This window comes from Photobacterium sp. NCIMB 13483 (assembly GCF_003025475.1).
Taxonomy (GTDB): domain Bacteria; phylum Pseudomonadota; class Gammaproteobacteria; order Enterobacterales; family Vibrionaceae; genus Photobacterium; species Photobacterium piscicola.
The window spans coordinates 1-23928 of sequence record NZ_PYLV01000036.1 but is presented as its reverse complement, the minus strand read 5'-3'; the positions used below and the strand labels follow the sequence as shown (position 1 = coordinate 23928).

The 23928-nt window shown below is 37.4% G+C and carries 30 protein-coding genes; 16 read left to right on the top strand and 14 right to left on the bottom strand.

Features of this window, described 5'->3' with window-relative positions; genetic code table 11:
• Positions 1-298 precede the first annotated feature (298 nt).
• Positions 299-682 (bottom strand): hypothetical protein, encoded by a 384-nt coding sequence (locus C9I86_RS18920; RefSeq protein WP_241956919.1) that lies wholly within the window; start codon positions 680-682, stop codon positions 299-301.
• Complete coding sequence (locus C9I86_RS18915; protein ID WP_241956918.1) at positions 679-1026, bottom strand: ATP-binding protein; 348 nt, start codon at positions 1024-1026, stop codon at positions 679-681. Before C9I86_RS18915 ends, C9I86_RS18920 begins: the two co-directional genes overlap by 4 nt.
• A 32-nt stretch (positions 1027-1058) precedes the next feature.
• Here C9I86_RS18915 and C9I86_RS20100 point away from each other — a divergent pair, with 32 nt between their 5' ends.
• Together C9I86_RS20100 and C9I86_RS18910 are read left to right on the top strand one after the other, a co-directional pair.
• Complete coding sequence (locus C9I86_RS20100) at positions 1059-1226, top strand: hypothetical protein (protein ID WP_158258968.1); 168 nt, start codon at positions 1059-1061, stop codon at positions 1224-1226.
• A 10-nt stretch (positions 1227-1236) separates the two neighbouring features.
• Positions 1237-1578, top strand: a complete 342-nt coding sequence (locus tag C9I86_RS18910; RefSeq protein ID WP_107277181.1) for an AlpA family transcriptional regulator — start codon at positions 1237-1239, stop codon at positions 1576-1578.
• 207 nt (positions 1579-1785) lie between these two features.
• On the opposite strand, the gene C9I86_RS18905 is transcribed toward C9I86_RS18910, so the two are convergent.
• The 3 genes from C9I86_RS18905 to C9I86_RS20310 form a co-directional block, all read right to left on the bottom strand.
• Positions 1786-2715 (bottom strand): DUF4435 domain-containing protein, encoded by a 930-nt coding sequence (locus C9I86_RS18905; RefSeq protein ID WP_107277180.1) that lies wholly within the window; start codon positions 2713-2715, stop codon positions 1786-1788.
• 2 nt (positions 2716-2717) lie between these two features.
• Complete coding sequence (locus tag C9I86_RS18900; RefSeq protein ID WP_158258966.1) at positions 2718-4043, bottom strand: AAA family ATPase; 1326 nt, start codon at positions 4041-4043, stop codon at positions 2718-2720.
• Between the two features lie 321 nt (positions 4044-4364).
• Positions 4365-4673 (bottom strand): tyrosine-type recombinase/integrase, encoded by a 309-nt coding sequence (locus C9I86_RS20310; protein WP_241956917.1) that lies wholly within the window; start codon positions 4671-4673, stop codon positions 4365-4367.
• 452 nt (positions 4674-5125) lie between these two features.
• On the opposite strand from C9I86_RS20310, the gene sbcB reads away from it, so the two are divergent.
• From sbcB to purT, 7 genes are all read left to right on the top strand, one after another.
• Positions 5126-6547 (top strand): exodeoxyribonuclease I, encoded by a 1422-nt coding sequence (gene sbcB, locus C9I86_RS18890; protein ID WP_107277178.1) that lies wholly within the window; start codon positions 5126-5128, stop codon positions 6545-6547.
• Between the two features lie 156 nt (positions 6548-6703).
• Positions 6704-7228 (top strand): hypothetical protein, encoded by a 525-nt coding sequence (locus tag C9I86_RS18885; RefSeq protein WP_107277177.1) that lies wholly within the window; start codon positions 6704-6706, stop codon positions 7226-7228.
• Positions 7229-7346: 118 nt separating this feature from the next.
• Positions 7347-7691, top strand: coding sequence for a CidA/LrgA family protein (locus tag C9I86_RS18880; RefSeq protein WP_080157533.1), 345 nt, complete (start codon positions 7347-7349; stop codon positions 7689-7691).
• A complete protein-coding gene (locus C9I86_RS18875; RefSeq protein ID WP_080157535.1) occupies positions 7688-8374 on the top strand; it encodes a CidB/LrgB family autolysis modulator in 687 nt (228 codons plus the stop codon). The genes C9I86_RS18880 and C9I86_RS18875 overlap by 4 nt, the downstream gene beginning before the upstream one ends.
• A gap of 215 nt (positions 8375-8589) precedes the next feature.
• A complete protein-coding gene (cdd, locus tag C9I86_RS18870) occupies positions 8590-9477 on the top strand; it encodes a cytidine deaminase (RefSeq protein WP_107277176.1) in 888 nt (295 codons plus the stop codon).
• 132 nt (positions 9478-9609) lie between these two features.
• Positions 9610-10485: a DMT family transporter gene (locus C9I86_RS18865; protein WP_080157539.1), complete on the top strand. Its 876-nt coding sequence runs from the start codon at positions 9610-9612 to the stop codon at positions 10483-10485.
• 162 nt (positions 10486-10647) lie between these two features.
• A complete protein-coding gene (purT, locus tag C9I86_RS18860) occupies positions 10648-11823 on the top strand; it encodes a formate-dependent phosphoribosylglycinamide formyltransferase (RefSeq protein ID WP_107277175.1) in 1176 nt (391 codons plus the stop codon).
• Positions 11824-11900: 77 nt separating this feature from the next.
• On the opposite strand, the gene C9I86_RS18855 is transcribed toward purT, so the two are convergent.
• Complete coding sequence (locus C9I86_RS18855) at positions 11901-12539, bottom strand: thiopurine S-methyltransferase (RefSeq protein WP_080157543.1); 639 nt, start codon at positions 12537-12539, stop codon at positions 11901-11903.
• A gap of 103 nt (positions 12540-12642) precedes the next feature.
• Between C9I86_RS18855 and C9I86_RS18850 the strand changes: the two genes are divergently transcribed.
• The gene (locus C9I86_RS18850; protein ID WP_241956916.1) at positions 12643-12822 is read left to right on the top strand and encodes a hypothetical protein; all 180 of its coding nucleotides are present in this window, start codon (positions 12643-12645) and stop codon (positions 12820-12822) included.
• 125 nt (positions 12823-12947) lie between these two features.
• On the opposite strand, the gene C9I86_RS18845 is transcribed toward C9I86_RS18850, so the two are convergent.
• On the bottom strand, positions 12948-13241 hold the full coding sequence (locus tag C9I86_RS18845; protein WP_005367981.1) for a hypothetical protein: 294 nt from the start codon (positions 13239-13241) through the stop codon (positions 12948-12950).
• A 238-nt stretch (positions 13242-13479) separates the two neighbouring features.
• On the opposite strand from C9I86_RS18845, the gene C9I86_RS18840 reads away from it, so the two are divergent.
• Positions 13480-13887, top strand: coding sequence for a nitrous oxide-stimulated promoter family protein (locus tag C9I86_RS18840; RefSeq protein ID WP_107277174.1), 408 nt, complete (start codon positions 13480-13482; stop codon positions 13885-13887).
• Between the two features lie 147 nt (positions 13888-14034).
• Here C9I86_RS18840 and C9I86_RS18835 read toward each other — a convergent pair whose 3' ends face one another.
• Both C9I86_RS18835 and C9I86_RS18830 read right to left on the bottom strand, forming a co-directional pair.
• Complete coding sequence (locus tag C9I86_RS18835) at positions 14035-14403, bottom strand: spore gernimation protein (RefSeq protein WP_080157549.1); 369 nt, start codon at positions 14401-14403, stop codon at positions 14035-14037.
• Between the two features lie 79 nt (positions 14404-14482).
• Positions 14483-15172 (bottom strand): pseudouridine synthase, encoded by a 690-nt coding sequence (locus tag C9I86_RS18830; RefSeq protein ID WP_107277173.1) that lies wholly within the window; start codon positions 15170-15172, stop codon positions 14483-14485.
• A gap of 347 nt (positions 15173-15519) precedes the next feature.
• Here C9I86_RS18830 and C9I86_RS18825 point away from each other — a divergent pair, with 347 nt between their 5' ends.
• Positions 15520-16293 (top strand): class I SAM-dependent methyltransferase, encoded by a 774-nt coding sequence (locus C9I86_RS18825; protein ID WP_107277172.1) that lies wholly within the window; start codon positions 15520-15522, stop codon positions 16291-16293.
• A gap of 99 nt (positions 16294-16392) precedes the next feature.
• On the opposite strand, the gene hpf is transcribed toward C9I86_RS18825, so the two are convergent.
• A complete protein-coding gene (gene hpf, locus C9I86_RS18820) occupies positions 16393-16782 on the bottom strand; it encodes a ribosome hibernation-promoting factor, HPF/YfiA family (protein WP_045040496.1) in 390 nt (129 codons plus the stop codon).
• A 488-nt stretch (positions 16783-17270) separates the two neighbouring features.
• Here hpf and C9I86_RS18815 point away from each other — a divergent pair, with 488 nt between their 5' ends.
• A complete protein-coding gene (locus tag C9I86_RS18815) occupies positions 17271-18632 on the top strand; it encodes a phosphatidylserine decarboxylase family protein (RefSeq protein WP_107277171.1) in 1362 nt (453 codons plus the stop codon).
• 126 nt (positions 18633-18758) lie between these two features.
• Here the strand turns inward: C9I86_RS18815 and C9I86_RS18810 are convergent, their stop codons facing one another.
• Positions 18759-19064 carry a hypothetical protein gene (locus C9I86_RS18810; RefSeq protein ID WP_107277170.1) on the bottom strand — a complete coding sequence of 102 codons (306 nt, stop codon included), beginning with the start codon at positions 19062-19064 and terminating at the stop codon, positions 18759-18761.
• Between the two features lie 112 nt (positions 19065-19176).
• Positions 19177-19698: a hypothetical protein gene (locus C9I86_RS18805; RefSeq protein WP_080157558.1), complete on the bottom strand. Its 522-nt coding sequence runs from the start codon at positions 19696-19698 to the stop codon at positions 19177-19179.
• Positions 19699-20255: 557 nt separating this feature from the next.
• Between C9I86_RS18805 and C9I86_RS18800 the strand changes: the two genes are divergently transcribed.
• Positions 20256-20483 carry a hypothetical protein gene (locus C9I86_RS18800; protein WP_080157559.1) on the top strand — a complete coding sequence of 76 codons (228 nt, stop codon included), beginning with the start codon at positions 20256-20258 and terminating at the stop codon, positions 20481-20483.
• Positions 20484-20542: 59 nt separating this feature from the next.
• Here C9I86_RS18800 and C9I86_RS18795 read toward each other — a convergent pair whose 3' ends face one another.
• Positions 20543-21139: a sugar O-acetyltransferase gene (locus C9I86_RS18795; protein WP_080157561.1), complete on the bottom strand. Its 597-nt coding sequence runs from the start codon at positions 21137-21139 to the stop codon at positions 20543-20545.
• Positions 21140-21354: 215 nt separating this feature from the next.
• On the opposite strand from C9I86_RS18795, the gene C9I86_RS18790 reads away from it, so the two are divergent.
• Both C9I86_RS18790 and C9I86_RS18785 read left to right on the top strand, forming a co-directional pair.
• Positions 21355-22494: a cytochrome-c peroxidase gene (locus C9I86_RS18790; protein WP_107277169.1), complete on the top strand. Its 1140-nt coding sequence runs from the start codon at positions 21355-21357 to the stop codon at positions 22492-22494.
• Positions 22495-22504: 10 nt separating this feature from the next.
• Entirely contained in the window at positions 22505-22993 is a 489-nt protein-coding gene (locus tag C9I86_RS18785; protein WP_107277168.1) for a hypothetical protein, read from the top strand.
• Positions 22994-23052: 59 nt separating this feature from the next.
• On the opposite strand, the gene C9I86_RS18780 is transcribed toward C9I86_RS18785, so the two are convergent.
• Positions 23053-23814: a carbohydrate-binding protein gene (locus C9I86_RS18780; RefSeq protein ID WP_158258965.1), complete on the bottom strand. Its 762-nt coding sequence runs from the start codon at positions 23812-23814 to the stop codon at positions 23053-23055.
• Between the last annotated feature and the right edge of the window lie 114 nt (positions 23815-23928).

The window sequence follows — 23928 nt, the reverse complement described above, 5'->3', positions numbered from 1 at the left end:
ATATTGCAGCATTACAACACTAAGCGGGGCCATAGTTATAACAACTATTTACCGCCAGTGGTGATGGAAACAGCCGCTTAATTTAAACACCTATAAAGGTGTACAGTTTTACTTGACCACTTCAAACCTGATCTTCCATTACCATAACTGCAACTGCCTTATTTTCTACTAACCAAAGTACCAACTGACTCAACACCACGTTATAACGCTTAAAACGACTATAAGTCACAGGCAAAACTTGTGCAAAATACGCAAAACGCGTTTCTTGGGTCCAAACAATACGACCAGCTTTACAGCATTAGCACTTACAACGATTACGGTTCTTATCCACCACAATCGCACGACCATTACACTCTGGACATACTTGGCCGTTCTGTTGAGTCGCTTCAGCAATCGCAGTCGCACATAACGCTGTTAATGCTTTTTCTGGATACACACCGCGCCAATCTTCCATTAAGCGTAATGTTTCACCTCTGGTCGCTATTTGCAGTTGTTTAAGTGCATGAACATCTCTTAGCCCTTCAACAAACAGTACCAACCACCCTACTGGCGATTCATGCCAACATAGCCCCACTACCGCCAATTGTTCTTCAGCAGACAATAACGCTTTACCACCACCAGATTGAGGATCGTAGTTGATACCTTTAATCGCAAATTTACTCAACAGGGTTTCGATTCTCATGCTGGTTGTGTTCCTTTGTTAATTCTAAAACTTGCCCAATTAAACGTTACCCACTTACCGTCTTCCATAATGCGGTCGACAGCTGCGCGGCCTAAAGTTGTTATAAGTTCATCACTCTGAAGGTTGGTAATCACCCCTGTTGGTTTTTCTAGGGTATAACGTTCATCAATGATGCGGTTTATCATTACTCGTTCATTATTGCTGTTGTGCTGAACGCCCAATTCATCTATCACCAGCAAATCAACATTACTCAGAAAACGAATCAGTGCTGTTTCACTGGTTGCTGAATCTTGACGGTAGGTATCACGAAATTTAAGCATCAATTCGGCAACGGTGATCACCACTACTGATCGGTGTCCATCGTATTCATGGTGAGATGGAACAAATTAAACAATCACTAGGTACTTGCCAACATTGTGGTGAGTCATTACCGGAAGGATGTGCAAAATTAAAGGCAGGAGGCTTATTTAAAGGTGATGCCCGTTGCTGGCACACCATGAATCGGGTTCGTCTTTCTAATTTTGTTAATACAACATGCGAATAAGGAATCAAACATGTTCGATTACAACAGCTACCCTACTGTAACCATCTCATATACCACAGAAAACAGCTTAAACGTGACACCGTCACACTATAAAAGTAAACAACAAAGCAACTACCGATATTCACCGCCACCAGCAAAAACTTATGCTGAACTTAATGAGCAATCAACACATCTTTTAATTAGTCACGTTGAAGTATTAGAGATGTTTCAAATCACAAGTCGAGCAACTATTTATAAGTGGCGACAAACACGCGGTTTCCCTGAACCAATCACACTGATGCCCTTACGTTGGTTACGTTCTGCGGTTGAAGAATGGAAAGATAATACCAGTCGGTTTGGAAAGCGGTTTTAGCAGCAAAGCGATCTTGGTGAGAGATCGCTTTGTTTATTTGAGCTAACTAATAATTAAATATTAACGTGTAGAGTTCAGATTCTAACCCAGTCACAGTTGATTAAAAATCAAAATGGGGAAGCCAAATTAATTCAACTACGACAACCATCTTACTTTAGAATTTCTCTCACTAAAAACGCCAGTAGGCTTATGGGGCGCTTACAATATTTATGCTACAATTCTACTTTTAAAATTACTTAAAAATTCATTTAAACACTCTGGTGTTTCAGCATACTGAGATAACTCAGAAATTATATTTGTCTTTACTAGAGTAAGCTTTGGTTTTACCTTGCGGCCAACAAAATTTCCTTCACCATTCCTTGATTCATTAAATACTTCAATTAAAAATAACCTGAAGTATTCTAAGCGGTATTTACCTCGACAGAAATTAGCTTTATTTTTTTGATTAACAATATGAATTGCAGTTTCTAAAGCATCTTCATCAATAGTTTCTTTAACTTTAAAAATAGAATCCAAATCAATAACATTATATTTTTTTGTAGATTCTAATCCAGATATAGATAAAAATTTATCTACAGAAATATTATTTAAATTAAGATTTATGTTTTCATTTGACTCGGACTCTTTAATCCTAACAATAAGCCATGCATTTAACTCTGCCAAAGCATCATCTGAATCACTCTCAAACTTTTCATATATATTAATTAAGTTATCTATGAGTTCTTTATCTCTGAATGAACATAATCCAAGCTCATCAGTCAGAATTCTAGAAAAAACTTGAGTTGTTACATATAAATTTTCAATTGAATAGCATGGCGTTGAATAAATATTATAATCAGTTTGCTTTTTTTCATCAAAATCTATATCAACAAAAAATAAAATATTTGCACTATTTAATTCTTGATTAGATGCTACTTTTTCTCTTAATTTTAATACAGCCTCTTTGCCTTTACATGAAAGGTTTTTCCGATTCAAATTACTAAAATATGGATCAATTCTAGAACCATAATACTTTGAGTCTTCACCTTCAAAAATACAGATTAAAGAGGTTTTAAAACAATCTATTCTTTTTATTAATTTTATAAGATCGACAGCATTAGACCTACGCTTTTGCCGCATCATTTCACTACGGTCCATCCTTAGCCCTCTCTAACTACTTCAATGATCCCTGTTTTATCATCAAGTTCATTATCAAAAATAAAAGGGGAATGGGTTGCAGCAACCATAAATTGACATTTACCAGAGTTAATCATATCAGGTAATAAAGTTTCTTGCCATTCTATAGAAAGAGAGAGTTCAGGCTCATCAAAAATAATTATATAATTATCAATTTTATCTAAATACAGCATAGAAAATAAAGAGACTAGTTGTTTTTCACCTGATGATAGATTTTCTAATTCTACAGGATTTCCCGTATTTTTATTTACTACTTTTATATCTACATTATTTTCATCGTAACTAAATTCTTTGTTTACTAAGTATTTATTTGCTACTTCCACAAAAACTTTGATTGCATCATCTGTCTCTTTTTGCTCAAGATAAACATCGACAAGATTACTTAAAACAAAAACTAGTGGATGATATCTATCTTGCTTAATTTGGCCAGATTCAATTAATTTCATTATTTGAGACTTTGTTTCTTCTGAAATTCCGTCACCGACACGAGATAAAACTATTTTTAGTTCGTCTACTTTTTCAATTTTTGAGAATTCTATTTCAGATGCTTTATAGTTTGATGTTAATTGCGTTAGCATTTTACCGTTTAGATTTGTATATAACTTAACTGCTGTTTCTTTCAGTTCGCTTTTAATTTTACTGAATCTAATTTTTACATCATTCATTCCAAACTGGATTAGTTGATCTTTAGAAGAAAAGTCATCATCTAAATACCCTAGATTATTCAAGTCTTCTTCAACACGTCTATAGGTTGGAAGGTATAATAATTCACCTTTGACATTTTTAGATATTATATTTTTTATTTCTTCACTCACTAGATTTGAGTGTCCTTCATCTAAAACTTTATCTGCCACGTAAGATAAACGATCATAAATTTCTCTAGATGGATATCTAGAGCGTCGAGATACTTTTCTAAAGTTAGGTATATGCTGAACCCTAGCGTAAGGCATTTCTCTTACTGTTTGTACTAGTGTAAATAGTTCGTCTGGTTGAAGAACTTTGTTTAATCCATCTAATACAGGGTGATCGACTAATTCAATATATGTTCCAATTCCTAAATTTTCTTTATTTAATGTAATCAAATCACCACTCGAAAATTGCAATTCGATTCTTTCAAAATCAAGTTTACTTAACTTATGAAAATTTTGGGATAGAATTGAATATAAGGCACTAAGAACAGTCGTTTTTCCTGAACCATTATCTCCAATAATAATTTTTACATTATCATGAAAACTTAATAAAACATCCTTTTCACCGTGTAACTCGTATATTTTTATAAATTCAATCAAAATTAGCTCCTTTCTATACCTAACTTCATATTAATAAGTATTCTTACTTTGACATATTTTATGCCTGAAAAGTCATACAATCATACTTGATATGTGCATACAATGTCATGATATAAGTAACAGTTTATTACTTATAAAAGAAGCGGTTAAATAAAAGAACTATAATTTGTTACTTATTTATACAACGAGGCCAATAATATGATTAAAACTAATCAAAAATCATGTTAACACGATATAAATTAGTATTTAATCTAAATAATAATGGGACATTTCCGTGTTAGAAACTATATCTAACACGGCTTAAATCAATAACCAACAAACCTACTTCAAATAACTATCCAGCTTCTCTGCATACAGCTCATACCCTTCCAACTGGTCTTTCAACCAATCATGTTTGTTATAAACCGCTAATACTCCACCTAACTCATGGCCAAGCATCTTCTCTACTACATGTGGCATTACACCTAGTTCTGATGCACCGGTAGATAGCGAACGTCTAAAATCATGGGTACGCCAATCTTCAATGGGTAAACTATCTCTAATTCGGCGAATATAACGGTTAGCCGCTGAAATCGTTATCGGCTTATCAAGATCACCACCAGGGAAAAGCACATCATCATAAGTAGCCATTACCCGCTCTAATATTACCCGCGCTTTAGTTGGGATTGGGCGTCTTATTGGGGATGGGTGTTGCTAAGTTCTGAAAACGTTGGTACACGAGTACCGACTTCAGGTGCTTTACCTACGTGCTGTCTTTTAATGCGGTCTAAGTCTGTTTTTTCAATAATGAACTTGTTCTTACAGCAATAACGATACCACTACTAATAACCTCTACAACACGAGGATAGTAGATTCCCTATCGCCCTCGCGGGCATTCACTGTAGGGAATGACGGGGAGTTGGGCATTCACTGTAGATAATGGCGAGGGGGACGCTTTATTTTTCCTAAAAACTTGCCTCTATTAGGTTAGTTACGGGATACTTAGCTTTATAACGTATTGCTTTAAGAAAATATTAAGTTGATATGCAGCGTGTCATGGATTGCAGTAACTTGATATTGAGCCAACGGCTTTTGGGAAAACTATGAAAAAAACCAACGAACCAAGCTTATACTGGATTGATTACGAAACCTTTGGTGCCAGTCCAGCGAATGATCGCCCTTGCCAGTTTGCAGGGGTGCGTACCGATATGGAAATGAACATCATCGGTGAGCCTTTAGTGATCTATTGTAAGCCACCAGCCGATTACCTACCTTCACCTGAAGCCTGTTTGATTACAGGTATTACACCACAAGAGGCAATGGAGAAGGGTTTATCAGAGCCTGAGTTTATTGCGCAAATTCATGCTGAGCTATCAAAGCCAAATACCTGTGTCATTGGTTATAACAACGTGCGCTTTGATGATGAAGTGACCCGTTATACGTTATACCGTAACTTTTATGACCCTTATGGCTGGGCGTGGCAAAATGGTAACTCTCGTTGGGATTTACTCGATATCATGCGTACTTGTTATGCATTGCGTCCTGATGGCATTAACTGGCCAACAGATGATGAAGGTCGTCCGAGCTTTAAGCTTGAGAAACTCTCTATCGCCAATGGCATTGAACACGCGAATGCCCATGATGCTATGGCTGATGTGTACGCCACGATTGAACTGGCGAAGATTTTAAAGCACAACCAACCTAAACTGTTTGATTACCTGTTTGAGTTGCGTCATAAGCGTAAATTACAAGATCTGATTGATATTGTTGATCTCACCCCTATTGTGCATGTATCGGGTATGTTCGGTACTGAATGTGGCAATACCAGTTGGATCGTACCGATGGCGTGGCATCCTGATAACAAAAATGCGGTGATCTGCGTTAACCTTGCCCAAGATCCAACCCCATTAATTGAGCTTGATGCTGATCAACTGCGTGAGCGTTTATACACTAAGCGTATCGATCTTGGTCCTGATGAGTTACCCGTCCCGATTAAAGAAGTGCATTTAAACAAGTGTCCTGTGCTTGCCCCTGCCAAAACATTAAAAGCAGAAGATGCAGCGCGACTCGGTATTGATCGTGAGTTATGCCTTAAAAATTTGGCGTTATTAAAGCAGCACCCTGAAATACGGGCTAAATTGTTGGAAATGTTCAGTGTTAAACGTGAATACGCCAATAGTGATAACGTTGATACCATGCTTTACGATGGTTTCTTCTCCACCGCTGATCGCTCAACGATGGATATTATTCGTGAAACAGAGGTTGAGTCACTGGCTACATTGGAAATCAATGTTGAAGATGAGCGTATTAAACCGCTGTTGTTCCGCTATCGTGCGCGAAATTACCCATTAACACTCACCTATCAAGAACAACAGCGTTGGAAGCATCATTGCCAAGATTTCTTTGAAGAGAACATGACCAAATACATGGAGAACTTTGAAGCAGCGGCGCTCGATTGTCAGTCAAATGAACACAAAATGAAGATCATGAAATCACTATATGACTATATTAGTAAATTGATGTAATTCAATATTTAAAAATACAATAAGCTCATCACAGGAATCTTGTGATGGGCTTTTTTATTATTAATGAGATCTGTTATTTGATGATTATCGTAATTCCGTCAACACTTAATGCTATCGAGTGAGGTTGTGTTCGAAGGGCTTACAAGTAGGTGGATAATGACAACGAAAACGGCAATAAAATGCTATCGCTTTGAAGGTATTGATTTTATTCCTGAAGATAGGCTACTTCGATGGCATGATAATCAACAAACTTTGTTAACTAATGACGAATCCCGTTTTTTAGCCTCTCTTTGCCATCTTGCGGGAGAAGTTGTCAGTATTGAGTCGGTCTATCGTTATACCTTCACCTACCCCAATGCATACGAGGATAGCGGAGATCATCATTATGATCTCAATATTCTATTATTATCATTGTCTAAAAAATTACTTCGCAATGGCAAAATGGCGATACCTATCTATATTATCCCTAGTTATGGCTTTCGTGTGTCATTACCCAATACCGCAGCAGTGCGTAATGAAGCACCTGCATTAAAAAAAGCACCGTCATGGTCAAACATCGCAAAAAAGCACACAATAAAACCGTTCCCTTTGGGAATAAAGACTAATTACGCAACTATTTGCACCTTAATAATCATTACATTTACACTACTGCTTGGTGGGTATATTTTGACAATCCAATAACATTAATGCTTGTTTTATCAACAGAAACCAATATAGTTCATTAACCGCCATTAATTAGTGTGACAATTATCATGTTTATTTGTATGATGATTGGAAATATTTAAGAGTCATACCACCCATGAATTATATACGCTCATTTGCTATCGTCATGATCTGTTTCTTTTTAGGACAAGGCATTCAGCACTGGTCTGGATTACCGGTTCCTGGCAGTATCATCGGCTTATTTATTCTTTTTATTGCTCTTGTCACTGGCATTTGTCGTGCAGAGTGGGTTGAAAGTACCTGTAATTTATTAATTAAACACATGGCATTGTTATTTGTACCTGTTGGTGTTGGTTTAATGAATTATTTAGGTGTCATTGAAAATAACGCAGCGATCATTTTTGCAAGTACCCTTGGCAGCACCGTTATTGTGTTAATTGTTATTGGCCTAGCGGTACACCATAAGGAGAAACAGTCATGATTTGGTTAGTGGCAACCTTAGTCTGCTTTTATGTTGCACGTTATTTAGCAATGAAAATTAAAAATCCTTTTTTCAACCCTCTTTTAATCACGCTTATTGTTATGATTTTGGCCTTAAAATGGTTGGAAGTGCCTTATCAGACCTATTTTGCACAAAATGAAGTGATTAACTATTTATTGGGTCCTGCGGTTGTCGCATTAGCTTTCCCGCTATATCAACAAATTGGGCTTATTCGCAGTAAGTGGAAAACCATTTTAACCTCTTGTTTTGTCGGTAGCGTGTTATCAATGACCTTTGGTACTGCGATTGCTTTTTCAATGGGTGCGGATGCTCAACTTGCAGCAAGTATTTTACCTAAATCTATCACTACCCCTCTTGCAATGGCGGCTTCTCAGCAAATTGGGGGGATTCCTGCGATTACCTCTGCAATGGTGATTATTGTGGGGTTATTTGGCGCGGTATTAGGTTACCCAATCATGAAATTATTCCGCGTGAAACATCCACTAGCAAAAGGCTTGTCAATTGGTACGGTGTCACATGCATTAGGTACAGCAAAAGCCGTAGAAGAAAACTATCAAGAAGGTGCATTTAGTTCTTTAGCTTTGGTTATTTGCGGCATTATGACCACCTTATTAGCCCCACTGATGTTTCCTCTACTATTACGTATTTTTGGACATGCTTGATCAGCAATAGCACAGTTGAGCACAAAGCATACAAAACGGTCAATTTTTACTAAGTCATTGAAATGTTGTATGCTTTGTTACAGAAACAAGTGTGACGCCACTCTCAGTAATGTAATAGGTGTAATGGCAAAACCAACAGTGTGATCAAGATCACTTCTAACTCATTGTGATTCACATAGAATGTTTTGCCATAAACAATGAAGGAGTAACACCCAATGTACGCACGTGTTATAAAAGCATTAAGCTTATTACCTGCTGAATTGGCGTCAGCTTTAAAGCCTATTATCGAAGATTCAAATTTCGACTCAACGATCAGTCCTGAGCAATTCGAATGTTTATTATCAACAACGCACATGACTGATACTGAACTTCGCTTGGCCCTCCTTCCTCTTGCTGCTTCCTATGCTGTAGTCCCTATTTCTAATTTCTATGTTGGTGCAATTGTACGTGGCACATCTGGCCGCTTATATTTTGGTGCTAATATGGAATTTGAAAACGCAAGTATGGCTTGTACTATTCATGCTGAACAATCTGCCATTAGCCATGCATGGATCAAGGGCGAAGTGGGCATTAAAGATGTCACTATAAACTACAGCCCTTGTGGTCACTGTCGTCAGTTTATGAATGAATTAACATCAGCTAACGACATGATGATTCAACTGCCACAACGCGAACCCATGACACTGCAACAATACTTACCTGATTCATTCGGCCCGCTAGATTTAGGGGTTAAAGATGGTCTATTAAGTGATTTAAATAATGGCATTTGCATTGAAGAAGGTTCAGAGCTTGCGATCAGTGCATGTAATGCCGCTAACCGTTCACATGCACCTTACTCAAAGAATTTCAGTGGTATGGCATTAAAAGCACATGATGGCCGTGTTTTTGAAGGCATGTATGCAGAAAATGCAGCCTTCAACCCAAGCTTACCTCCTCTGCAAGTGGCATTAATTAATATGAATATGTCTAACTATTCATTGTCTGAGATTGCAGAAGCGGCACTGGTAGAAAGTGCTGAAAGTAAAATTAGTCAATTAGCACGTACACAAGCATTATTAGAAGCACTTAATCCTGATATTCAACTAACATATGTTGCTTATTAAGTCGGCAATTGATTTGAATATTCTAAAAAGACCGCCTCACTGGCGGTTTTTTATTATCTAAACTTGATCAATGTTGGCTATCAAACATCAAAAGCGTATTATCTCGCCACCTATTATTAGAAGCCAATGACAATGTCTCAAACACACAATCCTTTGAAAGGAGCAGCATGGATGCTCACGGCTGGGCTCGCGTTTGCTATCGTAAACAGCTTAGCTCAATACCTTAGTATCAAAATGCATGTTCCTTCCACGTCTGTTGCGTTGATCCAATACTTTATTGCATTAATCGCTATGTTTCCTTGGCTACGTACATTAGGTATTCGTCAATCGCTTAAAACCAACCACTTTTGGTTACACTGCTTACGGGTGTTTTTTGCGGTTATCGGTATCCAGTTATGGCTATGGGCATTAGCCTACCCTGTCCCTATTTGGCAAGGTATTGCGCTACTAATGATTTCCCCACTATTTGCAACAATCGGTTCAGGGCTCATTCTAAAAGAAACTGTCGGTAAAGCGCGTTGGTTGGCAACACTAGGCGGTTTTGTTGGTGCCATGATTATTCTTGAGCCATGGTCTGAAGATTTTAACATCGCGACATTATTGCCTGTAGGTGCGGCTTTTTTCTGGGCGGCTTATTCATTGATGGTGAAGAAGCAATCTAGCCATGAATCACCAACCACGATTGTGATGTACCTGCTCATTCTAATGACACCGTTCAATCTTATTTTAGCTGCGCCTGACTTTACGATGCCAACAGTGAGTTTTAGCTGGTGGTTATTAATTATTGCGGGCTTATTGACAGGCTTAGCACAATGGGCAATCGCTAAAGCCTATGCCGTAGCTGATGCTTCTTTTGTACAACCTTTTGATCACGCAAAATTACCTTTAAACGTATTAGGTGGATGGTTAGTCTTTGGTTGGACACCACCAGGGCGATTATGGCTTGGCGCTGGAATTATTATTCTTTCAGTTGCTTTTATTACCCATTGGGAAAATCGCAAAAAATAATCATTTAAACCGCTTATGATAAGCGGTTTTTTTTCGCTTTCCGTTCTTCAATTATGAGATTCCTATCAAACACCCACCAAAAGCAAACGATTGCGCAAACATCAAAATAAGGTATGATTAACGGCAGATTTCACCTTTAATGACAAATCGTAAGGAATTTCAATGTTTGGTACAGCTACTTGTTCTGATGCAACCCGTGTATTACTGCTTGGCTCTGGTGAGTTAGGCAAAGAAGTTGCTATTGAGTGTCAACGTCTTGGTCTTGAAGTGATTGCTGTTGATCGTTATGAGAATGCACCAGCAATGCAGGTAGCCCACCGTAGCCATGTGATTGATATGTTAGATGGTGATGCACTTAAAGGTATTATTGCCCTTGAAAAGCCCCATTTTGTTGTGCCTGAAATTGAAGCAATTGCGACAGATACTTTAGTTGAACTTGAAAGCCAAGGTATCAATATCGTCCCCACCGCTAACGCGACTAAACTGACTATGAACCGTGAAGGTATTCGTCGTCTTGCCGCTGAAACCTTAGCCATTCCAACCTCGCCTTATGAATTTTCTGATCAATATGCCGATTTTGAAGCCTCAGTGCATCGTATTGGCATGCCGTGTGTTGTAAAACCGATCATGAGTTCATCAGGCAAAGGTCAAAGCGTGATTAAAACTGCCGCAGACATTGAATCAGCATGGCAATACGCACAAGAAGGTGGACGTGCAGGTGCAGGCCGAGTGATTGTTGAAGGCTTTGTCGATTTTGATTATGAAATCACACTTCTCACAGTACGCGCGGTTGATGGAGTGCATTTCTGTGCGCCAATTGGTCATCGTCAAGAGGATGGCGACTACCGCGAGTCGTGGCAACCACAGCAAATGTCAAAGGCAGCCTTAACAGCGGCTGAGGATGTTGCTCAGAAGGTTGTGAATGAATTAGGCGGTTATGGCCTATTTGGGGTCGAATTGTTCGTTAAAGGCGATACAGTGTTGTTTAGCGAGGTATCCCCTCGCCCGCACGATACTGGAATGGTAACCCTGATCTCTCAAGAGTTATCTGAATTTGCATTGCATGTCCGTGCCTTTTTAGGCATGCCAATTACCACGATTACACAGTATGGCACATCAGCTTCTGCGGTTATTCTTGCTGAAGGTATTTCTACCAATATTCGATTTGATAATTTAACCGCCGCGTTATCTCGCCCACAAACGCAAATAAGACTGTTTGGCAAACCTGAAATCAATGGTCGCCGCCGTCTTGGAGTTGCGCTTACACGCCGTGATAACATTGATACAGCTATCACTGATGCCATTGCTACAGCAGCAGACGTTAACATCATTCTGTAGCCTTAGCGGCGCAATTAAAGACAATAAAGGCGTCACATAGACGCCTTTGTTTTTCCAACTACGCTATTACTCGTTTATTAAACGTCAATTAGCCATACTTCTTCAGCAAAACGCTCAACACCACGCTGACGACGAGGATGGGTGGCATCCGCTTCATCACGCTCTAAGTGAGTTATTTTACAACCACTGAATAACGCTTCTATTTCAGTTCTAGGCACTGAGAATGGAGGTCCATCCATTTGTGGTTGTGGATAATCTAAGGTTACTAATAAAATACGCCCACCAGGTTTAACCAACTGCAATAAACGCTCAACATAACGTTCACGCATTGATTGTGGCATCGCAACCAATGCCGCACGATCATATACCACATCAACCGGTGCAACAGGAACGGTAAAATAGTCCCCTTGGTAGATTGTGATCTCATCAAATGAATACACGTGCTCACAGCCGATCCCGGTGACTAATGGCGTGTAAAGATTCTCAGCAAAAAAAGCTTTTACAGCAATATCACTCAGTTCAATCCCAACCACATCGTTATGACGCGCCGCAAGCCAAACTAAGTCTTCTGATTTGCCACACATTGGTACTAACACGCGATCATCACGTTGAGCATTCACCTGTGACCAGTATTTTATTAATAATGGATTAACGTCGGTTAAGTGAAAACCAATTCGATCTTCAGCCCAACGGCTATGCCAAAATTCAGCGTCCATGTATTACCTTCTTTCTTTATATATTTTTTATTTGGCATTAGTTGACCATAAGTCGCTATTGAGACTCAAGGGTTAAGTGTAGATGAAGTAGGAAAAACAGGAAGTGCAGGAAGTGCAGGAAGTGCAGGAAGTGCAGGAAGTGCAGGAAGTGCAGGAAGTGCAGGAAGTGCAGGAAGTGCAGGAAGTGCAGGAAGTGCAGGAAGTGCAGGAAGTGCAGGAAGTGCAGGATAAACAAGCTAAACAAGGCAAACAAGCTAATTCAGGTAAATATGTTGCTTTATAATAATCAACAAAAAAGGGATGCCATAGCATCCCCTTTTTATTGACCACGCTGATAGCTAGATCAAAAATCTGTTTTTCAATTTTTCTATCGGAGAGTCATTGAATAACGATTGGAAGCCACTCAGGTTATGAAATTCTGAATAGTTTAATCGAATCACGACGAACCGTTACGCCACGGAAAGTTACTGGCTCTAACAACGTCATTAGTTGCTTAGAAACAAAAAACTTACCGCCATAGCTACGATCACCGCCACGATTAACCCAATCAGCAAATTCATCAGCCAGACTGAACATTGAGTTACCGACTAATAAAACTAGAACTTTAGCAACTTCGCTATCGTTCTGACGGTTAAACTCTGCGTCACGAACTTTCTTACGATATTCGTCGACAATTCTTTCAAGGCACTCAAATCTGCTCATATACACCACCATAAAAATCGAGGCGTGGATACTACTGCTCAACTCCCGTTAAATCAAGCCATCTCAGCATGTTTCTTGTGTTTCATCATTAAATTTTTCACTTTAATAACATTATTAATACTTATCACTAAAAAAATTCGTCTTTATCTTCATTTTTTGTCATTTTGATAAAGTTTTATTTAAAATGCATCTTTATACGAGTTAGAATAATTCCTTTTACTCATAGTGGTCATAAAACATGAATAAAGAAACTGACTTTCGTCTATTAGGTCGGCTTGACAGTGAATTTAAGACGATAACCGCAATGATTGATATTTATTGTGCAAAACATCATCAAATCAATACTCTAAAATTTCAACGATGTAATAATTGTGACCAATTTAGAGCTTACGTAAAACAGCGACTTGATCGCTGTCCTTATGGAGAAAATAAACCCAGTTGTAAGCAATGCCCTATCCATTGTTATAAGCCACAACAAAAAATTATGTCACAAACGATTATGCGCTATTCAGGCCCTAAAATGATCGTTAAGCATCCAATAATGGCCATTAAGCACTTAATTCATGATAAAAAAACGATACCTGAACGTAGCAAAGAAATGCTCTCTAACCATCAAAAAAGAAAAGCGTTACTAAACAAGAAATAAAAGAGACAAACGCCCGCTAATAATAATTTCTTTGTCATTGATGATGATATTTAAAAGCCAAGATATTTTATGATAAGTGTGGAGATAAGACAGAGGCAGTCCTTATGTGTCTAAAGACTGCTTCAGAAATAGCGCGAGGAAAGCTATTTAGTTACGGTAAAAATCAATCACTTCAATTTTTACTGGGGTATTCTTTTTCGTTAGTTCAACTGTAAATTGATCTTCATCGACCACTTTAGCATCTTTAGCGCCTTCACCCACAACGCTCACCCCTTCAATTTTGGTGTAAAGCTTAGTGTAATCATAATGCATAGTGACCGTTACTTTAGTCGGCGCTGTCGTTGATAGTTCAAAAGTACAAATACCAGTTGGACAGAATACATCAATATCATCAGGTGATGTGACCGATACAGTATCAACATTTTTAACAGGCGTTGCTGTAACCGTCGGCTCACTACACCCTGCTAATAACATTGTTGCTGCCACCACAATAAAACCTAATTGACTTTTTTTCACAGATTAATCCTCATTTGATTATATATGTCGTCATACCTATCTAACGTAAGCGCTTCACAACATATATTGAATGTATTCATTATGGGGTGAGATCGTTAATTTCATCAACCGTTAAATAACGCCATTGACCTTCATCAACATCTAACGTTACGCAACCAATGCTCTCACGATGCAAACCTACCACTTTGTTACCAATACTGGCAAACATGCGTTTCACTTGATGAAATTTACCTTCAGTGATCGTTAATAGCACTTGTTTATCATCAACGATAGTTAATATTGCAGGCGCAGTTAACTGCGGTTCACCTTGCAACTTAATTCCCTTAGCAAACAATATCTTGGCACTTATATCTATCGATTGTCGAAGGTGTACGCGATACACTTTTGGGCATAATTTATTAGGCGAAGTAATATTAAATGACCATCGACCATCATCAGTAATCAAGACTAATCCTGTGGTATCTGCATCTAATCGCCCCACAATATGCAGTTCTTGTGGTCGTTCTATATCAATATAATTGAAAAGTGATGGGTAAACTTCGTCAATATTAGAACAAATTGTTTGCGCAGGTTTATTCATTAATAGATAACGAAATGGGCGAGGGAAAAGTTGCTTACCTGAAAATATTACTTCATTATTTTCATGAACTTGAGCTGAAATATCAGAGATCACGTTGCCGTTAACCTTAATATCACCCTCTTCAATATGAGCAATAGCTTGTGCTTTCGTCAATGCTGTACTTTTACAAATAAATTTATCAAGACGCATAAAAACATCGCTATTTATAAAGCGATTATTATCCTTGTCCGTCAGCAATAAGCAACTGTTAGACGGATATTTAATCTCTCACTATGAAATCTTTATGATAACGATTATTCATATTTACTTACATCACACAGCGCTTAAACAGTACCCTGCTGCATTAATCTCGAACACTTAATTTTTCGCCCATCTAAATATACCCACACAGAATAAAATGCGATCTATCTCAATAATTTTATTAATTTACAAAATATTGTTTGTCGCAATAATAAAGCTAGGCTAATATCGCGCAACTTTGGTAATACTGCAATTACCATAACCAAGATAATCTCTTTATAATCATTAGGTTAATAATGTCTTATAACGCTTTATACACTGATTTGTCTGGCTACTATGATTTAATGTGTGCTGATATTGATTACCAAGAACAAAGTAATTGTGTCCGTAGACTCCACCAGCTATTTGGCAATCAAGGCACACGTTACCTTGATCTTGCTTGTGGTACTGGTCCTCATGTTGAACATTTTATTGGTTATGGTTATCAAGCAAGTGGCTTAGATATTAATCAACCAATGCTGAACATTGCTCAACAGCGTTGTCCTCAAGCAACATTTGTTCAGCACGATATGTGTAACTTTACTGTTGATGCTCCATTAGACTTAATTACTTGTTTCTTATATTCGCTGCATTACAACGCCAATATTGAAAAGCTGATGCAATGTATTGAAAGTGCATATAATGCCTTAGCTCAAGATGGTGTTTTTTGTTTCAATGCCGTTGATAAAGATAAAATCGATAACAACTCTTTTGTTCGCCATACAACTGAATTTGAAGACAGCCATTTTATGTTTCAATCAGGCTGGAATTACTGTGGTGAAGGAGAGCATCAACAATTACAACTTCACATTGAAAAAACAAGTGACAATGTAACGCAATCTTGGCGTGATAATCACCCAATGGTGGCAATCAGCTATGCTCAATTACAGCAGTTATTAGCACCCTTTTTTGATGTGACCATGTTTGAACATAGCTACGACAAAATAGTGCCTTGGAATGGCCGTTCTGGTAATGCTATTTTTGTGTGTGTTAAAAAAGAAAACGTCATCATCAATCAACAAGCCGCATAAAAAAACCTCGATCAATATAACTTGATCGAGGCTTCATTTGCTTAACTAATAATAATATTACTGTGCCGTATTGTTATAACACAGCACGTTAAAGCGCTATTATTTTTCGTTTTCAGCAATAACTACATCGGCAGCAGCTTCTGCTGACGCTTCTTCTTCTTTAAGGAAGTTTTCTTTGTCACGTTCATTTAATTCAGAACGGTGAGCAAGTGGCTTCTCTTTTTTCTTGATGATTTGGCGTTCTAAACGAGCAAATGCAGCGCTTAGTGCTTCGCTTAATTCTTTTTCATCAGCAGATGCTTCAATATCACCTACGCTAGTCTTAACCGCAATCTCGACAATAAATTGACGGCCTGGTTCTAGCTTCATAAATACATTACGGCTATGGAAAGCCACTTGGAATTTATCAAATTTAGCAAACTCAGATTCAATATGAGCTTCCATGTAGTCAGGTAATTCAAAACCTTTAGCAGTTACTTTTAAAGTCATTTTTTTATCCACCAATAATTTATTAAGTTATTTATTGTTTGTGCTATTAAGATGAACCTAAATTAAAAAACAAAACGTGACATAGATCACGCTTTCAAATCATAGCTATTGAACATATATTTAATAAAACCTGTTAAATCAACTACAAACAATCACAAATAGTGCAAAAAACAATCACAAACAAAAATAACTGTTCATTAAAAACACCATTTATCTATCTTTCTATCTCCTTGGTTTTTCCGAAAAAAAATATTTAAATAAAATTAGATCTAAATGATTGATCTGGTCTATGTTTTATCTCACTAATGTTTAAATCTTATTTAATTACCTATTTATAATAATTGATTACGTAAATTTGAGTTTTAATCTTTAGGTTTTAGATAATGACTTAAATAGATAGTACGGCTAATGTGATTGCATCATATATATTTAATATGTGATTTATGCTTTAGCGTTTTTAAATTTAAATTATCATTTGGTATAGAATTATGAATCAGACATACCCTCTATTAAAAGGCAATTGGCTTCCTAAAAATAAAGCCCATGTTGCAGCATGGATTAAAGATTTAAAAACTCGTACGCATTTAACATCTAATACTATTGCTCAGCCTATTATCGATTTTAAAGAATTGGTAGAGAATGACCCTACGCTACTACGCCTTTCACAAGATATGTTTAGTGAAGCTAAAAGCCACAAAGAATTAACGCCTTTAGAAACACCAGAGGTGAATGACTTTGATGAATTTTTAGTTTTACTGAATCATATAATGACGCAAGCACCAGAGTGCACTGAGTTTTTAGATCCTAAAACAGGCGCACTTGAACCATGTGGTTTAATTGGTTTCCCTATTAATGCGCTACTTGATTGGCCAATGGCAACAGATTCAGGTTATGCGTTCTTTGCAAACGAACTTGTTAACCAACAATTTAAGAAAATTCTGACTTACTGGAGTTTATACCTTTCATCTCCAGCATCACGCTCAGTATTAATTGAAAACCATCCAGATCGCACACCAAAAGTCTTTGGTTGGTTAAGTGATAACGCCCAAAAAGAAATGGTCACTGTCGCTTGTCAGGCAGAAGCCAGTGATTCAGAAAATCATGATAAGCCGTTTGAGCATTTCTTTAACTGTGATCCAACAGATCAACACTATGGTTTTAAATCATGGGATGACTTCTTTACTCGTACATTTAAAGACGGCGTAAGACCTATTGCTGAAGGTGATGATGTTATTGCTAACGCCTGTGAGTCAGCACCATTACAGGTTGTTACCAACGTCGCTAAATCTTCAAATTTCTGGCTTAAAGGTCAACCCTATTCATTAGAAAACATGATGGATTTTGATCCACTAGCTGAACAATTTGTTGGCGGTACAGTTTATCAAGCATTCCTTAGTGCATTAAGCTACCACCGCTGGAACAGTCCAGTAACGGGTACTGTTAAAAAGACTTACATGGTTAACGGCTCATATTACTTAGGTAACCGTTACCAAGGCTTTAATAACCCAGACGGTGCCGACGATAGTGCGCCTAACAATTCACAACCATTCTTAACTGCGGTTGCGACACGTGCTGTTATCTTTATTGAATCAGATAACCCTAACATTGGCTTAATGTGCTTTATTGCTATTGGTATGGCTGAAGTGTCTTCTTGTGCTGTGACTGTTGAAGAAGGCCAACATATTAATAAAGGTGATGAACTTGGTATGTTCCACTTTGGTGGTTCTACACACTGCCTAATCTTCAAACCAGAAGTAGAGCTAGAGTTTGATTTCCACAATACAGCACCAGGTCTTGATGCAACCAACATTCCAGTATGTTCTCGTATTGCGACAGTAAAGAATAAATAGTACTGCTGATAAGACAAATACTAAGGCAGCCTCATTTCAGGCTGCTTTTTTTATGCTTTAACTTGCCAACCCGAACGCGTTTTAATAAAGATGACTTGCTGTTGGTTGCTACTGATATCCCCTGCTTTATATCGTCCATATTCCATATTCCATAGACAATGCATGCAAGCCTAAACCTGAGTCTTGAGTATCTTTACTGATCACATGGTTTTCTTGATTTTGAATAAATCGAATGTCGTAACTCACTTCAGCGATATATTGATCATATTTTTTATAACCACTAACTTTAACGAAATTATCAACAGTTAAGATTGAACTCGCTTTTGAGGACTGTGCTGCGGAATAAAAGGCGTGTTCTAATATGGTGTCATTAGGTATTTCTGTACACCCAGCGAGAAAAGGAATCATCGCTATACCTATATGTTTGTTCATACCAACATCCTTTGTCATTAACAATAAGAAATAGATGTCATATTAAGTGACGTTATCTATAATGACAAAGGAAAAACAGCGTTATACTCATTTTCTGTGTTACAGACACCATTTATAATGCAGCAACACGACGGGTTTCTTTTACCCAATGGTTTATCAATTTACCGATAGCTTCTGTATTTGCGTATTGGTGCCTATCACCCATGATCTCGACACAACTTATATTATGCTTACCCGCAACGGCTGCTGCGATTTCAGCGTATGATCCAAAAGGATCGTGGTTTTCTTGAATAATCAATACCGGCTGACCTTTTTCATCCAGTGCTGGCAATAAATCATGTTCGGATTCAGAAAATAGACTCCATGCCACACCAATCAAGACTAACCGATCCCAGCTAATGGTATTTTGTGCTTTAAGGGTAATTAATGTCCCTATCGATTTAGTAATCACTACATCAAAATGCCCTGATGGTAAATAAGTTAGTTCTTTATCAACGCTAAAAGCTTGTTCATTGTCCCATGCTGCAAAACGATGCATTTCGACTTGCTCTTGACGCCACTGCGTTGCTGATAATATTTTAAATAACCACGATTCAGTAATTGGCATTTTTCCCGGTATCGCTAAAATCTTCATTATTTATCCTTAGTTAGACTTACCATACAAAAAACTAATAATATAATAGTCTTGTTTATCCATTAAGGAGTCACTCAAAAACGCAATATAATTGTTAATTGACATCTATCAATAAATGACCATATAGAGGGAATTATAACTAGATAATTTGTAATTTAAGTATTTCAGAATAGAATTTAAAAACTACTGAATATTGTTTTTATAATATAAGTACGATATATGTTTTTTATTTATGATATCTAAATTAAACTACAATATAAATTTCCCACTAGTTTGATCACACAAAAACAATTTAAAATACAATTAAGCAGACTAAATTAATTATATTTTCATTTCAGACCTGATTGATAATTTATTAGAATGAAATATTTTAATATATTCCTATTCCTTATGTATTATTTTAAATGATATATAAGAAAAATATTTAAATACTATTTTTGTGATTATAAACCTTTAAATATAGACTGTAGTTGTCTACAATTCGCCGAGTAACACTAGGTGATTGTTAACACCCGTAAGCATTACCTTAAAAATATAGATATCAAAGGATTAATTTCATGAGTAACATGCCTCTTAATGGTGTTTATCGTGCTGTTTTTAAAGCAAATATAGTAATGAGCCAGTCATTACTACAAGATCGATTTCAAATTAGAAAAGATCAGCGACATATCACATTAGAAAAAGTAAAAATGCTCGATAAAAATAGTCAAATAGAACCAATATTAACAGGTGACTCTTCTGATATTTATAAAAAAATTCAAGAAATAATATTCTCGATTCAATAACAGATCGTATTTTTATATTATGCAGATCTTATTTATATTTATAACTACCATTAATTTGTTTAATACCTTTTCTCTTTATAAAAATAAATTTTATCATGCTCATTAATTTCACGACTAACATTACACGGGTTTCCCATCGCAACCACATTGCTTGGAATATCCCTTGTCACAATACTACCTGCACCAATGACAGTATTATCACCAATTGAGATACCGGGTAAAATTACACACTGAGCACCGATCCAAACATTATTTCCAATTGTCACCGGAATATTAAATTGTGTTACCTGCTGACGTCGCAGGGGATCAATAGGATGCCCTGCTGTTGCTATAGTCACATTCGGACCAATCATGACATCATTACCAATATAAATATGAGTATCATCAACCAAGGTTAAATTGAAATTCACGTACACATTTCGACCCAAATGGGTGTGTTTACCCCAATTTGCATGCAAAGGCGGCTCGATATAACATCCCTCACCTACTTCAGCAAACAATTGCTGCATCAGTTGAGTACGTTTTTCTATTTCAGAAGGTCGAGTATGATTAAAATCATAAAGCACTTCTAAACATGCTAATTGTCGTTCTGCAAGAGCATCATCACAAGCATAAACTTGTTGGCTATGTAATTTATCTTCAGGATTAACTATCATTATTTAATTTATCACCTTGATATTGTTAAATTAAAACTAACACAGCCGAGCTTGATTGCTCTAATAATACTGGTGTAATTAGTATCAAAAATAGAGAAAGATCACTCAATTCTTTTTCCGCATTTTTTGTTGCAACTTGATACATAAAATCACATGCGAACCCCACCCATCTCAATTACAATCAGCACTTCTTTCCGTAAAATTTAATATAGATTATGGGTGTTATCTTCCATACTGTTCCAATGTTATTGTTAAGTCTGCTCTTCGTTTTATCATCACCTTTATACGCGGCTCAAAAAACCATCGATGACACTCGACTTACCGCAACACAGACACTAGGGCGTTATCTATTTAATGATAATCGACTCTCTAAAACAGGAAATCGCAGCTGCGCCTTATGTCATGCTCCCGATTTAGGCTGGACAAACCGCTTTGTTAAAGTTCCAGATATTCACGGTAACCCAACCACATTAAATACGCCGTCACTCCTAAATAGCGTCATGCTAACGACATTCATGCAACGTCAACCATATTTAACAACGTTAGAAGATGCGATTATATTACCATTATTTTCACTACATCCACCTGAAATGGGAATGACCGATGCATTATTACTGACACGATTACAACAAGCACCAGCTTTATATCAACCTCTTTTTAAGGCCAGTTTTGGAGATAGCCGCATAACCACAACCAGGGTGCTCACCGCCCTTAGTCATTATGTCGCCACGATTAGTGATACTAATACGGCTTATCAGGCATTTCTTGATGGTGACAATACAGCCCTTAATGATCAGCAACAACAAGGGTTAGCATTATTTACAAGTCAACGACTTAACTGCTTTCAATGCCATAGCGGATCACTATTAAATCAGCCTCTTAGCCATAGTTCACTCTATTACAACACCGGTCTTTATGGTATTAAAAATAATGCTGGTGAATATGGTTATCCTCAGCATGAAATGGGATTACGTTACTTTACTCAACAAACATTTGATGATGGTAAATTCCGTATTCCATCATTGATCAATGTCACTAATACAGGTCCATGGGGACATGATGGCAGTTTTCATCACCTTGGAGCCGTTCTCGATAGTTATGCGGCAGGCGGTCGAGTGATCACTATTGGCCCAAATAAAGGCGACGGGCGTCAACATCCAAATAAAGATCCTCATTTGCAAGGCTTCACATTAACAACAACAGAAAAACAGGCATTATTGGCTTTTTTTTCAAGTTTAAATACGCGAGATATGAGTCATGACTTTGCGCATCAAAACCCTTTTTGCCAAATTGTTCCACTAAAAACTAAGCAAGACTTACCTAATTGTATTGTCCCTTTTCCACTCCAAAAATAAGCATAATATAATGAAAAAAACACTGTCAGTGTTGCTCTCTCTCATCGCTAGTTCATCTGCAATTGCAACACCACAACGTCCCTCAGAGGCTGAAATTCAAGGACGAAATACCTATTTTATTACACCTTATAAAGCGATCTGTAATATTGATCTTCAATATCAAGAAACAGCAAATACAGCAGAAGAAGCAATCCAACTAGAACAAATTTTTGAGACATCATTAGGTTATGCATTAACCCTTAATGCAAAAGGCCAAGCTTATGTTCAATTAGCCATTAAAGAATGGAATGAAAAGATGGTTTTTGCGACAGATCCTAATATTACATTCACCATTAGGGATGCCGACATAAAAGGTCAATATATTACTAATAACTATTGTCTTGAGAAAAATCTCGTTTTACATCATGTTAATACCCATGAATGGGGAAGTTATATCGTAAAACTACAAGGTAAACCGTATCAAGCTATTACTTTTCGCATCGTAAAAGAACAAGAGTAATAAAAACGAACAAGGCCTGCACAGTGGCAGGCCTTTATAAACATTGTTACGCGGGACGACTATAGCTTACGCCATACACCCCACTCGCCGGTTGTTCCTGGCTCTTCACCAACGGTATTCCAATGTGCTTTCCACTGAATACCATTATGAATAGCAACATCATTTTCATTATATGTTTTAGCAACCGACCAAGCTGAAATATCAGGGATTTCACCTTCCGTTAGTATTTGTGTCCATACATTTGCGATACCCGGTTCTTCACTTTGTGTCCACCAGCCCGCTTTCCAATTTTTATTATTATGTATTACGCTATCACCTGCAATATAGGTTGCAGACTTACTCCAGCTACCTTCAGGTAACTCAGGATCTGGTAATTCAGGATCCACAATCGGCGGTAATGGCTCAAGATCTTTGAAAATACTTAACGCAAAACCATACTTTTCAGCTTCTACCCATACTTGATTGGCATGAATATTTTTAGTATTAAATTCATATTTAGCGGCAGCTTGGTTCCAAACACCAATAAATAATTTATCTGATGCTAACGCGTTGACTTGCTCTGCTAATGTTTGAGCCCATGTCGCTTGATTCGCAGCAGTGATCACTAAACGCTGATCAACCACTTCAGCACCTGTAACCGGAGCCATTAATCGGAAACGCACCGTATCACCAATGACTGGCGCAAAACCAGGCTTAATAAAGAAACCTGATATAGGGAATAAGTCACCTTCCACAACAGGTGGTGGCGGTGTTATCTCACCATTACCTTGTTTAATCGTAATATCACTACAGTTATAGAAGCCTTCACCTGAAGTGGTCAAGTAAAACTGTACACCTTTATAGGTGTTTAAATTAAGCGGCTGTTTCCATCACCACTGGCGGTAAATAGTTGTTATAACTATGGCCCCGCTTAGTGTTGTAATGCTGCAATATAT